Here is a 15,833-nt window from a genome sequence, read left to right as displayed (position 1 = left end):
AGTCGAACATCCACGCGCGGATTCTGTCAACATGGATGTTCGTTTCCGTGCAGTTTCTTTCACTTGACAGATGGCCGTCGCGCGTTCTTCTGGAAGGATGAACATCAGGCAGATGCAGATCCTCGAAGTCGTGCGCACCTCGGGCCGGGCCAGCGTCGAGGAACTGTCGGCGGGACTGGGGGTGACGCCGCAGACGATCCGCCGCGACCTGGCGGAACTGGCCGACCAGGGCGTGCTGGACCGCGTCCATGGGGGCGCGATCCTGCGCAGCGGCGCCAGCAACATCGCCTATGCCGAACGCCGCCGCATGAACGAGGAGGCCAAGGCCGCCATCGGCCGCGCCTGCGCCGCCCAGATCCCCGACAACAGTTCGGTGATCCTCAACATCGGCACCACGACCGAGGCTGTGGCCCGCGCCCTGCTGGGCCACCGCAACCTGACGGTCGTGACCAACAACATGAACGTGGCCAATATCCTGGCTGCCAACGACAGTTGCGAGGTTCTGGTCGCGGGCGGGCTGCTGCGGCGGACGGATGGGGGGTTGATCGGCGACCTGACCAGCGAGTTCATGGCGAATTTCAAGACCGACTACGCCATCATCGGCTGCTCGGCCCTGGACGAGGACGGCGACATTCTGGATTTCGACCTGGCCGAGGTGCGGGTCAGCCGCGCCATCCTGCAGCAGGGGCGCGAACGCTGGCTGGTGACGGATTCGGCCAAGCTGGCGCAGAAGGCCCCGATCCGGGTGGCTTCCCTTGCCCAGCTTGACGCGCTGTTCATCGACCAGCCGGTGCCGGAGTCCTTGTGCAAGATGTGCGACGCAGGGGGAACGCGCGTGGTGGTGGCACCCCCCGGCAGTTGAGCCGGACAAAAGTCTGGTCTGCCGAACCGCCCTTGCCGTGCTAGCCTGTCGCCGGGGCTGTGGGAGGGCGGAATGACCGATCGTCATCACGTCAGGGAGATCGAGCAGGTTCTGGACGGCACGCAGACGGGGCGCGACAGTTTCGTGTCGGCGTCTTGGCGGCGCTGCGTCGAACTCTACGGCATGGATCCGTCGCGCAACGATCCCGCCCATATCGTGACCGAGGCGGAGCTTCGCGATCACCGCAAGCAGGCGGAATGGATGATCGGGGCGGCACGGTCCAGCCTACAGAGCCTGTTCCGGCAGGTCGCCGGGCAGAACTATGTCCTGCTTCTGACGGATGCGAAGGGCGTCTGCGTCGATTTCTTCGGGGACGACTTTTTCGTCGATGACCTGCGCGCGGCCGGGCTTTATCTGGGTTCCAACTGGTCCGAGGACCTGGCGGGCACCTGCGGCGTCGGGGCCTGCATCGTCACGCAAGCGCCGGTGACCGTTCATCAGGACGATCATTTCGGCAATGCGCATCTTTCGCTCAGCTGCACCGCCGCGCCGATCTTCGACAGCTTGGGCGGTCTGGCGGCGGTGCTGGACATTTCGCTGCTGCGCTCGCCCACGCCGAAGCGCAGCCAGAACCTTGCGATGAGCCTTGTGACCAATGCGGCGCGGCGGGTCGAGATGGCGAACCTCATGGCGGAAAGCCGGCGCGACTGGGTGCTGCGGCTGTCCGACAGCCCCGAATTCCTTGATGTCGATCCCGAGGCCGCTGTTCGGCTGGACGGCTCGGGCCGGGTTCTTGGCTATACCCGCGCCGCGCGCCGCCTGTTTCCCGATGGCGGCGCAATCCTCGGGCGCCGGATCGACGACGTGCTGGGGCTGACGGTCGATGACCTGCCGGACCTGATGCGCGACCGCCCGACCGAGGACCGGATCATCGAGATGCGGGACGGCGGGGCGCTGTTCGGCCATGCCATCGCCCCGCAGGCGCCGCGCACCGCGCCACGCAGCAGCCGCCAGGGCGGCCCGCTGGCGGGGCTGGCGGGCGACGATCCCGCCATGGAGCAGGTTCTTTCGCGGGCGGCGAAGCTGGCGCGCACCACCGTGCCGCTGCTGATCACCGGGGAAACGGGGACCGGCAAGACAAGGCTGGCCCGCGCGATCCACACGGCGGGAACGGCAAGCGGCTTCCTGGGCCTCGATTGCGCCGGGCTGTCCCCCAGGGCGCTGCAGGATGCCTGCCGCGACGTGAAAAACCCGACAACGCTGCTGCTGCGCCGGATCGAGGATCTGCCCGAAGACACGGCCGCCGCGCTTGCGGCGCTGTTGGACAGTCACGGCTGCCTGAGGCCGGTGGCGACCACATGCGTCGGGGCTGGCGCCCTGGGTCTTTCCCGGCCGCTGTTCCACCGCATCGCCGGCGCCACGCTGAACCTGCCGCCCCTGCGCCAGAGGCAGGATCTGGGCTGGCTGCTGGACCGGCTGCTGCGGCGGCGCGCACCCGATGACATGCGGCTCTCGCCCTCGGCCCGTGCCGCGCTGCTTGGCCGTCCCTGGCCCGGCAACCTGCGAGAGCTTGAGCAGGTGCTGGATGTGGCGGTCGCGCTTTGCGAAGGGCGGGTGATCGATCAGCCCGACCTGCCCGCGCCCGTCGGTGCCGCGACCCCGGTAACCGATCCCGAAGAATCGCTGGAGCAGGTCATGGAGGCCTGCGGCTGGAACATGTCCTGCGCCGCGCGGCGGCTGGGGGTCAATCGTTCGACCATCCTGCGCCGCCTGCGCAAGGCCGGGTTGCAGCCGCCCGCCTGAGATGTTGCGCGGCGTTGCGCCTGCAACATGCCGCATCGCAGCGTCCGTTTTTCCGGCAGCGGTGCCGATCTTTTCGTGGATCGCCTGGAGAAACGGCCCCGATACTCCTTCAAGGATGAGGAGGAGAGGCAATGCTTGATTCAACCGTAACGTCCCGCACGCAGCAGGTGCTTTATACATTGAACGCCGCGCTGCAGGCGGGCGATGTGGATGGCGCCAAGGCGCTGTTCGCCACCGACAGCTATTGGCGCGATCTGGTGGCGGTAACGTGGAATCTGAAGACGGTCGAAGGCCCGGAGGGCGTGGCCGACATGCTGTCGCAGCAGTTGGCGCACACGAAGCCTGTTAATTTCCAGATCCAGGCCGGAGAGATCCCCGCCGAGGAGGACGGCGTCATCACCGCCTGGATCACCTTCGAGACGAAGGCAGGGCGCGGCTGGGGCCTGATGAGGCTGAAGGACGACCGCATCTGGACCCTGCTGACGGCGCTGCAGGAACTGAAGGGGTTCGAGGAGAACCGCGGCAAGCGCCGCCCGATGGGTGCCGAACATGGCGCGCGCAAGAACCGCACCACCTGGAAGGAAAGCCGCGAGGCCGAGGAAGCCAGCCTTGGCTATGACATCCAGCCCTATACGGTGATCGTGGGTGGCGGCCAGGGCGGCATCGCGCTGGCGGCAAGGCTGCGGCAGCTGGGCGTGCCGACCATCGTGCTGGACAAGCACAACCGCCCCGGCGACCAGTGGCGCAGCCGCTACAAGTCGCTGTGCCTGCATGACCCGATCTGGTACGACCACCTGCCCTATATCAAGTTCCCCGACAATTGGCCGGTCTTCACGCCCAAGGACAAGGTCGGCGACTGGCTGGAAATGTACACCAGGGTCATGGAGATCAACTACTGGACCCGCTCCGAGGTGCAGTCGGCCCAATATGACGAAGTCTCTGGCACCTGGACCGTCCTGGTCAACCGCGATGGCGAACAGGTCAAGCTGAAGCCCACGCAGCTTGTGCTGGCCACCGGCATGTCGGGCAAGCCGAACATGCCGACATTCCCCGGAATGGACCGCTTCAAGGGGACGATCCAGCATTCGTCGCAGCATGACGGACCGGACGCCTGGACCGGCAGGAAGGTCGTCGTCATCGGGTCCAACAACTCGGCCCACGACATCTGCGCCGCCCTGTGGGAGGCGGATGCCGACGTGACCATGGTGCAGCGTTCATCGACCCATATCGTCAGGTCGGACAGCCTGATGGAGATCGGGCTTGGCGCGCTTTACTCCGAGGAGGCCCTGGCCAATGGCGTGACGACCGAGAAGGCGGACATGATCTTCGCCTCGCTGCCCTATCGGATCATGCACGAATTCCAGATCCCGCTTTACAAGCAGATGCGCGAACGCGACGCCGAGTTCTATGCCGGGCTTGAGAAGGCGGGGTTCGAGCTTGACTGGGGCGACGACGAATCGGGCCTGTTCATGAAATATCTGCGGCGCGGCTCGGGCTATTACATCGACGTGGGCGCCAGCCAGCTTATCATCGACGGCGAGGTGAAGCTGGTCAAAGGCCAGGTCGATCATTTCGAGGAAGATGCCGTGATTTTGAAGGACGGCACGCGCCTTGAGGCGGACCTTGTCGTCATGGCTACGGGCTATGGCAGCATGAACGGCTGGGCGGCCGATCTCATCAGCCAGGAGGTCGCCGACAAGGTGGGCAAGGTCTGGGGCCTCGGCTCGGACACGACCAAGGATCCCGGTCCCTGGGAAGGCGAGCAGCGCAACATGTGGAAGCCCACCCAGCAGGAAAACCTGTGGTTCCACGGCGGCAACCTGCACCAGTCGCGGCACTATTCGCTGTATCTTGCGCTTCAGCTCAAGGCGCGGATGGAGGGTCTGGATACGCCGGTCTATGGCTTGCAGCAGGTGCATCACCTGTCGTGATGCACCTTGCGCCCGGCTGCCTTCCGGCCGGGCGCTCCATTCCGGGGTTTGGAGAAGATGATGAAGGCGACAGCCTGTCCTGCCCAAGGAATCGGCCAGCTTCAACAAGCCTCTGGGCCGGAATGGAGGATCACCACCGACGGCGTGATGGACATTCCTCATCGGGTTTTATGACGCGGAACGGGATAGGCAGATTACACGCGAAGATTGCAGAAAACATTGAGGGGCTGTGTCACAGCCTTGGACGCTCATTGAAATATCGGTTCTCAAATTTATTCGACAACTCTTGTTGGAACAAATCTGCCGTCGAAAAACCAGATGAATATTTCTCCTTTCGGTTGAATCATCGAATGTAAGTACAATATGTCTTTATTCGCGGACAATTCATACAAGGGAGATGCGGGTCCGCAGCTCGGTGTCGGTGCTTTGGGACTGTCGCGGTTTCTTAGTAAAGAGAGGTCTCCTCATGAGCATCTGCAAATACCTTACTGCGGCTACGCTTGCGACTGCGCTCAGCGTCAGCATCGCTTCCGCAGCAACCTTCACGATCGATCCCGGCGACGTGACTGTCACAGGAAAGGATTTCTGCTTTCCCGGTGACTGCAAGCTTGACGGCGCCGTTCTGGGAAACAGCTTCGATCTGAACACTGTGGGCGAAACTGCGTCTGTCGATGACCTGTTCGATTGGAAGGTTCTGCTGACCAAACCCTGGGCTTCCGGTGGAGGCAAGTATTCAGTCAACGTTGACTTGAACTTCTCGTCTCCTTCGAATGCCGCTGCGGGAGGATCGGGCTATGCAGGCTTTATCACGGTTTTGGGAACCATCACGGGCGGTATCCTTAAATGGACTGCCGGTTCGGGCTCGGTGGACTTTGGCGATGGCCATGTCCTGAGCTATTCCTTCAAGGATGCCGCCGAACTCGGATTTGGAACGGGGACTACGACCGGGGCGACCTTTACCTTGACCGAAGCGCCGGCGCCTGTTCCCCTGCCCGCCTCTGCCTTGTTGCTGCTCGGCGGAGTGGGTGCCCTTGGCGGCATCCGGGCCCGCCGCAAACGCCAGAGCTGAGTCTAGAGGCGCTCTCTGGAAACAAAGCAACTCAAGACAGCCCGGATCTTCGATCCGGGCTGTCTTTCTTGTCACGGCCAGGTTGGTACACGGGCATCGTGCAGGCAGACGGGTTCACAGGCCTTGACGGATTACCCGGCGCTACGCCGTCGAAAAGGTGCCCGACCCACATCGCCGCAAGAGCAGGTCGCCCTGAGGCAAGAGCCGGCAAGCCCCTCTTCGATGAGCTGGAAACCTGACTGGCTGCAGCCATGCGCTCTGCCGCAGGCCCAAAGCCCATGCTTGGATTGAAAACAGCCCGCTGAAGCTGGATAACACCATCTGCGAGCGGCCGGTCAGCCTGCCGACTCCCGGAGAAAAAAATGACCTCTTCATGGGTTCCGAAGGTGGCGGCAAAGCCGCAGCCATCGCCTATGCGCTTGCCGGAACCTGCCGGATGAACGGCGGCGATCCAGAGGCACTGCTGACCTCGGTGCTGACCCGCATCGCCGACCACAGGATCAATCGCATCGACGAACGCCTGCCTGCGAAATGGCAGAAAGCCAGAAAACGAACGGCACTCACGCCGGGGATAGGAATGTCTGGGGTACGTTTCCTGGGGTTTACGGGTTCACAACCCGATTCACATTCCGCGACAGGCGAAAGCCAGTTCGCCCAGGTTTTGCCGACTTCTGATGTGATACTGGCGGAGTGGAAGGGATTCGAACCCTCGAGACGGTTTCCCGCCTGCACCCTTAGCAGGGGTGTGCCTTCGACCACTCGGCCACCACTCCGCCGGCCGGTATAGGGGTGGGCTTGGGCGGAGACAAGGGGTTTTTCAAAGGCTTTCAATCGAAACTGACGGCTCAGCCCTTGCGGCGGAAGGTGGCGTAATGGGGCACGCGTCCCTCGCGCAGGGCCTTCTGTTCGTATCGGGTGCTGAGCCAGTCGTCCCAGGCCACCGGCGTCTCGGCCATTAGGTCGAAGCCCGCCACAGGCACCTCCTCCAGCGTCTGGCGCATGTAGTCGGGGATGTCGGTCGCCACCCGGAACTCGGCGCCGGGCTTCATCACGCGGGCCAGCGGGATCAGGTGTTCCGGCGTCACGAAGCGGCGGCGATGGTGGCGCGCCTTGGGCCAGGGGTCGGGATAGTTCAGGAAGGCGCGGCTGATCGAGGCGTCCGGCAGCACGTCCATCAAGTCGCGCGCATCGCCCGGATGCACGCTGACATTGGTGACACCCGCCGCGCGGATCTTGCCCAGCAGCATGGCGACGACGTTGATGAAGGGCTCGCAGCCGATGATGCCGATGTCGGGGTATCGGGCGGCCATGTGGACCATGTGCTCGCCCCCGCCAAAGCCCACCTCCAGCCAGATCGGGCGGTCGTCGCCGAAGATCGCCATCGGGTCGATGGGGCGGCGGTCCGGGTTGTCCTGCACGGTTATGCCGCGCGGACGCAGGTCGCCCAGATCCTCGGACAGATAGCCCTTCTGGCTTTGGCGCAGGGTCTTGCCATGCCGCCGGCCATAGAAGTTGCGGCGCGGCGGGTTCGGATCGAAGGCGGATTTGGGTGTATCGGACATGGGGCGGGCATTGCACCGGCGGGCAAGCCGGGTCAAGCCCCCTGCCCTGCGGCTTACTCGCCCATCAACCGGCTGATGATGACCGTCACCTCGGGCTTCTTGCCGATCTCCTCCATGGCGACCTGGCGGGTGATGCGGCGGATCGCCTCGTCCATCTTGGCGTCGTCGCGGACCACGCGGGCATCGGCGCCTTCCAGGAATTCGGACAACTCGCCCTCGATATGCGCGCCCAGGTCATCGCCGCCGCGAGTGCGGCCGGGCAGGCCCATCAGTTCGACCCAGGCATCGGGCAGGACATTGTCATCCTCGTCCACGATGACGCTGACCAGGGCATGGCCGTTCAGCGCCATGCGGATGCGGTCGCGCACGACGCCGTCCATGGCCCCGATCAGAACGGTGCCGTCCAGATAAAGGCGCCCGGTTTCCACCTGATCCACGATCCGGGGCATGTCGCCCGTCAGGTCCAGCATGGTGCCGTTGGTCGCGATTTCCGCCGCGATGCCGCGGCCCCGCGCCAGCATCACATGCTCGCGCAGGTGCAGGTGCTCGCCATGCATGGGGATCACGATCTCGGGCTTGAGCAGTTCGTGCAGCGCCTCGATATCAGGGCGGTTGGCATGGCCCGAGACGTGGTAAAGCCCGTCATCGGCGTCATAAACCTCGACGCCCATCTCGCTCAGCGCGTTCATGATGCGCCCGACGGATCGTTCGTTGCCGGGGATGGTCTTGGAACTGAACAGGAAGCTGTCGCCTTCCTTCAACTGCAATCCCAGATAGCGCCCGCGCGACAGTTGCGCGCTGGCGGCGCGGCGTTCGCCCTGCGATCCGGTCGCCAGCAGCATCACCTGGTTGCGCGGCAGGCTTGCGGCCTCCTCGGGGCCGATGGTGTCGGGGAAATCGGTCAGCACCCCTGTTTCCAGGCCCACCGCCACCATCTTGCGCATGGCGCGGCCCAGCAGGCAGACCTTGCGGCCCCCGGCGATCGCGGCCTCGGACAGGGTTTTCAGGCGCGCGATGTTGCTGGCGAAGGTGGTGGCCACGACCATGTTCTTCTGCGCCATCACCCATTCCAGGATGGGATTGGCCAGCATCGCCTCGGACCGGCCGGGATGGGTGGAAAAGATGTTGGTGCTGTCGCAGGCCAGAACCTTGATGCCCCGGCCCTCGGCTGCGATATCGTGCCAGGCAATCGGGTCGAAGGGATCGCCCACGACCGGGGTGCCGTCCAGCTTGAAGTCGCCGGTATGCACCACCCGCCCCGCAGGCGTGTCGATGATCAGCGCCGCGCTTTCGGGGATCGAGTGGCTGACCGGCACGAACTGCACGGTGAAGGGGCCTGTCTGCGTGACCTCGGGGCGCGGCCCGGTGATGTTCACGACCGAGGGGGAATGGCCTGCCTCCTCCAGCTTCAAGCGGGCCAGGGCGCCGGTGAACTGGCGTGCATAGACCGGTACCTTCAGGCGGCCATAAAGATGGCCCAGGGCGCCCAGGTGATCCTCGTGCCCGTGGGTGATGAAGATCGCCTCCAGCCGGTCGCGGTTCTGTTCCAGCCAGGTCAGGTCGGGCATGATCAGGTCGATGCCGGGGCTGGAGTCCATGTCGCCGAAGCTGACGCCCAGATCGATCAGGATCAGGCGTTCGCGGCCGGGCTGGCCATAGCCGTAGACATAGGCGTTCATGCCGATTTCGCCCGCGCCGCCCAGCGGCAGATAGATCAGGCGGTCAGCCATTGCCCATCTCCTTGTTGTAATCGTGAATGAGCCGCAGCCCGTGCATTGTCAGATCGTCTTCGATTGCATCGAACAGGTCAAACCCCTGATCGAACAGCGGCGCAAGGCCTCCGGTTGCAATGACCTTCATCGGACGGCCGCGTTCGGCGCGGATCTGGCGCACCACGCCGTCCACAAGCCCGATATAGCCCCAGAAGATCCCCGACTGGATGCAGGCCACCGTGTTGGTGCCAATCACGCGGGCGGGCATGGTCACATCGACATGCGGCAGGCTGGCCGCGCCCATGTGCAGCGCCTCGAGCGACAGGTTCACGCCCGGCGCGATGACGCCGCCGATATAGGCGCCGTCCACGTCCACCACGTCGAAGGTCGTGGCCGTGCCGAAATCCACCACGATCAGGTCCGGCCCGTGCCGGTCGAAGGCGCCCACGGTGTTGACCAGCCGGTCGGGGCCGACCACGGTGCCGCTGTCCACACGCGGATTGACGGGAAGCAGGCAATCGGGCTTGCCCACGACCAACGGGCGCGTGTCGAAGTAACGGTTGCAGAGGACGCGCAGGTTGAACACGACGCGCGGCGCGGTCGAGCTGATGATGCAGGCGTCGATGTCCAGGGCGAATTTCTGTCCCGCGATCAGCGTGGACAGCCAGACGAAGTATTCGTCCGCCGTGCGCCGGTGATCGGTGGCGATGCGCCAATGGGCCAGGAACTTCTCGCCGTCCCAGATCGAGAAGATCGTGTTCGTGTTGCCGGTGTCGATGCACAGAAGCATGGGTCAGGGCCTGGGGAAATAGACATCGGCGGCGGGGATTGCCTGGCGTCCGCGCGGTCCGGTCAGGATCAGGGCGCCGGTGTCGTCGATGCCGTCGAAGCGGCCTGTCGTCTCGGTCGTGCCGGTGCGGGCCGTGATCGTCTCGCCCAGCATGGCGGCGCGGGCGAGCCATGCGGCGCGGATGGGGGCAAAGCCGAAATCGCGCGTCTGTCGCTGCCAATGGTCAAAGGCCAGCGCCAGGGCTGAAAGGAAGTCGTCGGGACTGATCGACAGGCCGGTCTCGCCCTGCAGGCTGACCGGGCGCATGGCGCCGGGTTCGACCGCATCAGCGTCGGGCGCGGCGGCCAGGTTGACGCCGATGCCGATGACCAAAGCCTGGATCGCGCCGCCCGACCCCACGCTTTCCAGCAGGATCCCCGACAGCTTGCCGCCATTCAGCAGCACGTCATTCGGCCATTTCAGCGCGACGTTCAATTGCGGCCCGCAAAGCTGGCGCAACGCATCGTGAACGGCAAGCGCCGCGACAAAGGACAGCCGCGCCGCATCCGCCGGGCCTCCTTCCGGGCGCAGGACCAATGAGGCCGCGAAATTGCCGGGCGGATCAGACCACATCCTGCCCCGGCGCCCGCGCCCCGCCGTCTGCCGCCGCGCCATGATCCAGGTCGGGCCGGACAGGCTTGGCGCCAGGCGCATCGCCTCGGCATTGGTGCTGTCAACGCGGTCCAGGACGTGGCGGGCCACGCCCTGGGGCCAGGGTGTCAGCGCGGCGCCGTTACTCAACGGCCGGAGCCTGGCCCGAGGTGTCGGGAAGAAGCGCCGCCTCGGCGGGCACCACCGGCGCGGCGACCAGCGACTCGGCGGCGGTCGCGGCGGCGGTGTCGATGCCCCACATGGAGACGGCACCGATCAGCAGCAGCGCCGCCGGGACGATCAGCGCCAGATACTGCACGGCGCCCATGCGGCTTTCGATGCCCTCGTTCTCGGCCCCGAACCACATGTAATAGACGATGCGCAGATAATAGAAGGCCCCGATCACCGATGCGATGACGCCCAGGATCGCCAGCCAGGACATGCCCGCCTGCACGGCAGCGGTCAGCACGCCGTATTTCGCGAAGAAGCCCAGGAAGGGCGGCACGCCCGCCAGGCTGAACATCAGGAACAGGACGGCAAAGCCCTTGACGGGTTCGGCCTGCGCAAAGCGGTTCAGGCTGTCCAGGTCGGTGATCGGGCGGCCATCACGCTCCATCGACAGGATGAAGGCGAAGGTGCCGACGTTCATCACCGCATAGATCGCCATGTAGAGCAGCATCGACTGCACGCCATAGGCGGTCCCCGCGGCCAGACCGACCAGGGCGAAGCCCATATGCGCGATCGAGGAATAGGCCATCAGGCGCTTGATGTTGCGCTGCCCGATCCCGGCAATGGAGCCGAGGAACATCGACAGCACGGCAAGCGCCGCGATGATCTGGCCCCAGTCGCCCGGCACGTTGCCGAAGGCGTCGAACATCAGCCGGGTGATCAGCGCCATGGCGGCGACCTTGGGCGCGGTGGCAAAGAAGGCCGTCACCGGCGTGGGCGCGCCTTCGTAAACGTCGGGCGTCCACATGTGGAAGGGCACCGCCGAGACCTTGAAGGCCAGCCCGACCAGCAGGAAGACCAGGCCGAACAGCAGGCCGATGGACAACTGCCCACCCACGACCGTCTGCACGATCCCGGCAAAGCTGGTGGTGCCTGCAAAGCCATAGACCAGCGAGGCGCCGTAAAGCAGCATCCCGGACGACAGCGAACCCAGGACGAAATACTTCAGCCCGGCTTCGGACGACTTCACGCTGTCGCGGCGCATGGCGGCGGCGACGTAAAGGGACAGCGACTGAAGCTCCAGACCCATGTACAGCGACAGCAGGTCGCTGGCCGACACCATCAGCATCATGCCGACAGAGGCCAGGGTGATGAGGATCGGAAACTCGAAGCGCATCAGCCTGTTGCGCTCCATGTAATCCGCGCTCATCGCCAGGACGGCGGCGGCGGAGACCAGAATCGTGACCTTGGCGAAGCGCGCGAAAGCGTCATCGGTGAACATGCCGAAGAAGGCCACCTGCGCCGGGCGGTCGGCAAAGCCTACATAAAGCCCGGTCGCCAGCAGCACCGCGACCGTGGCCCACAGGATGGGCCGCGCGATGGCGTCCTTGCCAAGGTAGGCCCCGGCCATCAGCGCAGCCAAGGCATAAAGCGCCAGCACCAGTTCCGGCAGGATGGTCGAGAAATCGAGCGCGGTCATCGTGCTTACCTCAATGGCTGGCAGCGGCCGTTTCCGCCTGGGCGGTCACGGCCAGCCCGTCGCGTCCGTCATGCGGCAGGGCCTCGTGATAGTTGACCAGCAACGCCTGGACGGCGGGGCCGGTGATGTCGGTGACGGCGCGCGGATAGACGCCCAGATACAGCGTCATGATGATCAGGGGCACGAAGGTCCACTTTTCGCGCGGGGTCATGTCGCCGATGGTGCGCAGGCTTTCCCTGACCAAGGCGCCCAGGGTGACGCGGCGATACAGGAACAGCGCGTAACCCGCCGACAGGATCACGCCGGTCGCCGCCACGAAGGCCACCCAGGTGTTGGCCTTGAAGGTGCCCATCAGGGTCAGGAACTCGCCCACGAAGCCCGAGGTGCCGGGCAGGCCCACGTTCGCCATGGTGAAGAACAGGAAGACCAGCGCATAGACCGGCATCCGGTTGACCAGCCCGCCATAGGCATCGATGTCGCGCGTGTGCATCCGATCGTAGATCACGCCCACCAGCAGGAACAGCGCGCCCGAGATGAAGCCGTGCGACAGCATCTGGAAGATCGCCCCGTCAAGGCCCTGCTGGTTCGCGGCAAAGACCCCCATCGTCACATAGCCCATGTGCGCCACCGACGAATAGGCGATCAGCTTCTTCATGTCGGTCTGCGCCAGCGCCACCAGCGAGGTATAGACGATGGCGATGGCCGACATCCAGAAGACCAGCGGCTGCAGCATGTCGCTGGCGACCGGGAACATCGGCAGGCTGAAGCGCAGGAAGCCATAGCCGCCCATCTTCAGCAGCACGGCGGCCAGCACGACCGAGCCTGCGGTCGGCGCCTGGACGTGGGCGTCGGGCAGCCAGGTATGGACCGGCCACATCGGCATCTTGACCGCGAAGCTGGCGAAGAAGGCCAGGAACAGCAGCGTCTGCATCCCGCCGACGATGGTGAAGCCCATCACCCGCATGGTTTCCGACGGGAAGTCGAAGGCCAGCATCTGGGCGATGTCGGTCGTGCCCGAGGTGCGGATCATGGCGATCATCGCCACCAGCATCAGGACCGAGCCGAGGAAGGTGTAGAGGAAGAACTTGAACGTCGCGTAGATGCGGTTCGCGCCGCCCCAGATGCCGATGATGAGGAACATCGGGATCAGGCCTGCCTCGAAGAACAGGTAGAAGAGGATCAGATCCAGCGCCGTGAAGACGCCGATCATCAGCCCTTCCAGCACCAGGAAGGCGATCATGTATTCCTTGACGCGGGTCTTCACGTCCCAGGTGGACAGGATCGTCAGCGGCATCAGGAAGGTGGTCAGCATGACGAACAGAACCGAGATGCCGTCCACGCCCATCTTGTAGCGCAGGCCCATGATCCAGGGATGGTCTTCCACGAACTGGAAGCCGGTGTCCGCCGGATCGAAGCCCGCCAGCACGAACAACGAGATCAGGAAGGTCGCCGTGGTCGCGATCAGCGCCAGCCACTTGGCATTGCGCTGCGCGGCCTCGTCCTCTCCGCGCAGGAACAGGGCCAGGATCCCCGCCGCCACGATGGGCAGGAAGGTGATGATCGAAAGAAGGTTCGTCATGTCAGTAGGCGCCCCGCATCATCACCCAGATCAGCAAGCCCACGATGCCAAGAACCATCGCGAAGGCGTAGTGGAACAGATAGCCCGACTGCACGCGACCGGCGAAGCGCGTCAGGCGCGGGATGATTCCCATGGCCACCCCGTTGATGGCGCCGTCGATAACCGCTCCGTCGCCGCCCGTCCACAGCTTGCGGCCGATCCACAGCGCGGGACGGACGAAGATGAAGTGATAGATCTCGTCGAAATACCACTTGTTCAGCAGGAAGCGGTACAGCGCCGGCTGCTGCGCGGCCAGTTTGGCCGGCGCGTTGGGATAGCGGATATACATCAGCCAGGACAGTCCGAGCCCGATCAGCATCGCGACGAAGGGCGACAGCTTCACCCAGGTCGGGACCGAATGCGCATCGTGCATGACATGGTTGTCGGACCGCATGAAGATCGCGCCCTGCTCGAAGCCGGACAGGGCCTCGTGGCCTTCGGCCGCCGCCTCCTCGGACGGGTCGCTGGCGTCACCGGCTGCGGCATGGGTCGCAGCGTCTTCCGGTTCCGCGTGCGCATCCTCGGCCGCCGCAGCATCGAGCGCCTCGCCATGGCCACCTTCGGCCTGTGCGTGGGCTACTTCGGGCAGGCCGAAGAACCGCTGCACGTTGTCGCCGAAGAAGCTGCCGTACCAGATCATGCCCGCGAAGATCGCGCCCAGGGCCAGGACGGCCAGCGGCACGGTCATCACCGGCGGGCTTTCATGGGCATGGTGATGCGCGTGCAGCGGATCATGGTGGCCGTGGTCGTCATGCCCATGCGCGTCGTGGCCATGCGCGACGGGTGCGGGCTGCACTTCTTCCTCGGACTTGATTTCGGCATCCCAGACCCGCTGCGGACGCGGCGCACCCCAGAAGGTCAGGAACATCAGCCGCCAGCTATAGAAGCTGGTCATCAGCGCCGCGATCACCAGCAGCCAGAAGGCATAGCCCACGCCTGAGGCATAGGCGCTTTCGATCACGGCGTCCTTGGACAGGAAGCCCGCGAAGCCGATATGGGTCAGCGGAATGCCGACGCCGGTGATGGCCAGCGTGCCGATCAGCATCGCGGCGAAGGTATAGGGCACCTTCTTGCGCAGCCCGCCATAGTTCCGCATGTCCTGTTCGTGGTGCATCGCGTGGATCACGGAACCCGCGCCCAGGAACAGCATGGCCTTGAAGAAGGCGTGCGTGAACAGGTGGAACATGGCGACCGAATAGACGCCCACGCCCGCCGCCACGAACATATAACCCAGCTGCGAACAGGTCGAATAGGCGATCACGCGCTTGATGTCGTTCTGGACCAGGCCCACCGTCGCTGCGAAGAAGGCGGTCGAGGCGCCGATGATCGTCACGAACATCTTGGCTTCGGGCGCGAATTCGAACAGCGGCGACATGCGGCAGACCAGGAAGACGCCTGCGGTCACCATGGTCGCGGCGTGGATCAGCGCGGACACTGGCGTCGGACCTTCCATGGCGTCCGGCAGCCAGGTGTGCAGGAAAAGCTGCGCCGACTTGCCCATGGCGCCCACGAACAGCAGGAAGGCCAGCAGGTTCGCCGCGTTCCAGTCGGTCCACAGGAAATGGATCTGCGCCTGTGCCAGTTCATCCACCTGCGCGAAGATCGCGTCGAACTGGATCGAGCCCGTCATCCACCAAAGCCCGAAAATCCCCAGCAGGAAGCCGAAGTCGCCGACCCGGTTGACAATGAAGGCCTTCATGGCGGCGGCGTTGGCCGAGGGCTTGCGGTAATAGAAGCCGATCAGCAGGTAGGAGGCGACGCCCACGCCTTCCCAGCCGAAGAACATCTGCAGCAGGTTGTCCGCCGTCACCAGCATCAGCATGGCGAAGGTGAAGAAGGACAGATAGGCGAAGAAGCGCGCCTTGTAGTGTTCGTGATGCGTCCAGTTGTCGTCATGGGCCATGTAGCCCATCGAATACAGGTGGACCAGGGCGGACACCGTCGTCACGACGATCAGCATGATGGCCGTCAGCCGGTCCAGACGGATGGCCCATTCGCTGTTGAAATCGCCGGACACCACCCAGTCCATGACCGGGATGTGCTGCGTCTCGCCCGCGAAGGTCGAAAAGACGATCCAGGAAAACAGCGCGGCGACGAACAGGATGCCGGTGGTCAGAAGCATCGCGGCCTTTTCGCCGATCATGCGCCAGCCGAAGCCCGCGATCAGCGCGCCCAGAAGCGGCGCGAACAGGATGAATTGCACCATGA

11 protein-coding genes and 1 tRNA gene are annotated in these 15,833 nt (G+C 64.7%); 4 read left to right on the top strand and 8 right to left on the bottom strand.

Features of this window, described 5'->3' with window-relative positions:
- The first annotated feature begins 97 nt into the window (after positions 1 to 97).
- The 4 genes from AAIL68_RS11755 to AAIL68_RS11740 all read left to right on the top strand — a co-directional run bounded on the left by AAIL68_RS11755 (position 98) and on the right by AAIL68_RS11740 (position 5,665).
- Complete coding sequence (locus AAIL68_RS11755; RefSeq protein WP_347139965.1) at positions 98 to 862, top strand: DeoR/GlpR family DNA-binding transcription regulator; 765 nt, start codon at positions 98 to 100, stop codon at positions 860 to 862.
- Positions 863 to 934: 72 nt separating this feature from the next.
- Complete coding sequence (locus AAIL68_RS11750) at positions 935 to 2,665, top strand: sigma-54-dependent Fis family transcriptional regulator (RefSeq protein WP_347139964.1); 1,731 nt, start codon at positions 935 to 937, stop codon at positions 2,663 to 2,665.
- Between the two features lie 131 nt (positions 2,666 to 2,796).
- Complete coding sequence (locus tag AAIL68_RS11745; protein WP_347139963.1) at positions 2,797 to 4,596, top strand: NAD(P)/FAD-dependent oxidoreductase; 1,800 nt, start codon at positions 2,797 to 2,799, stop codon at positions 4,594 to 4,596.
- 466 nt (positions 4,597 to 5,062) lie between these two features.
- Positions 5,063 to 5,665, top strand: coding sequence for a VPLPA-CTERM sorting domain-containing protein (locus tag AAIL68_RS11740; protein ID WP_347139962.1), 603 nt, complete (start codon positions 5,063 to 5,065; stop codon positions 5,663 to 5,665).
- 683 nt (positions 5,666 to 6,348) lie between these two features.
- Here AAIL68_RS11740 and AAIL68_RS11735 read toward each other — a convergent pair.
- From AAIL68_RS11735 to nuoL, 8 genes are all read right to left on the bottom strand, one after another.
- A tRNA-Ser gene (locus tag AAIL68_RS11735) sits at positions 6,349 to 6,438 on the bottom strand.
- A 72-nt stretch (positions 6,439 to 6,510) separates the two neighbouring features.
- Complete coding sequence (locus AAIL68_RS11730) at positions 6,511 to 7,227, bottom strand: tRNA (guanine(46)-N(7))-methyltransferase TrmB (RefSeq protein ID WP_347139961.1); 717 nt, start codon at positions 7,225 to 7,227, stop codon at positions 6,511 to 6,513.
- Between the two features lie 53 nt (positions 7,228 to 7,280).
- A complete protein-coding gene (locus AAIL68_RS11725) occupies positions 7,281 to 8,957 on the bottom strand; it encodes a ribonuclease J (RefSeq protein WP_347139960.1) in 1,677 nt (558 codons plus the stop codon).
- Entirely contained in the window at positions 8,950 to 9,729 is a 780-nt protein-coding gene (locus AAIL68_RS11720) for a type III pantothenate kinase (RefSeq protein ID WP_347139959.1), read from the bottom strand. The genes AAIL68_RS11725 and AAIL68_RS11720 overlap by 8 nt, the downstream gene beginning before the upstream one ends.
- 3 nt (positions 9,730 to 9,732) lie before the next feature.
- Entirely contained in the window at positions 9,733 to 10,491 is a 759-nt protein-coding gene (locus AAIL68_RS11715) for a biotin--[acetyl-CoA-carboxylase] ligase (protein WP_347139991.1), read from the bottom strand.
- Between the two features lie 10 nt (positions 10,492 to 10,501).
- The gene (gene nuoN, locus AAIL68_RS11710) at positions 10,502 to 12,007 is read right to left on the bottom strand and encodes an NADH-quinone oxidoreductase subunit NuoN (RefSeq protein WP_347139958.1); all 1,506 of its coding nucleotides are present in this window, start codon (positions 12,005 to 12,007) and stop codon (positions 10,502 to 10,504) included.
- A gap of 10 nt (positions 12,008 to 12,017) precedes the next feature.
- Entirely contained in the window at positions 12,018 to 13,586 is a 1,569-nt protein-coding gene (locus tag AAIL68_RS11705) for an NADH-quinone oxidoreductase subunit M (RefSeq protein ID WP_347139957.1), read from the bottom strand.
- A gap of 1 nt (position 13,587) precedes the next feature.
- Positions 13,588 to 15,831: an NADH-quinone oxidoreductase subunit L gene (gene nuoL, locus AAIL68_RS11700; protein WP_347139956.1), complete on the bottom strand. Its 2,244-nt coding sequence runs from the start codon at positions 15,829 to 15,831 to the stop codon at positions 13,588 to 13,590.
- Positions 15,832 to 15,833: the final 2 nt, after the last annotated feature.

Origin of the sequence: Paracoccus sp. SSK6, assembly GCF_039770665.1 — a bacterium.
GTDB lineage: Bacteria > Pseudomonadota > Alphaproteobacteria > Rhodobacterales > Rhodobacteraceae > Paracoccus.
Note: the sequence above shows the minus strand (reverse complement) of the source record. Positions and strands in the feature narration are given on the sequence as shown.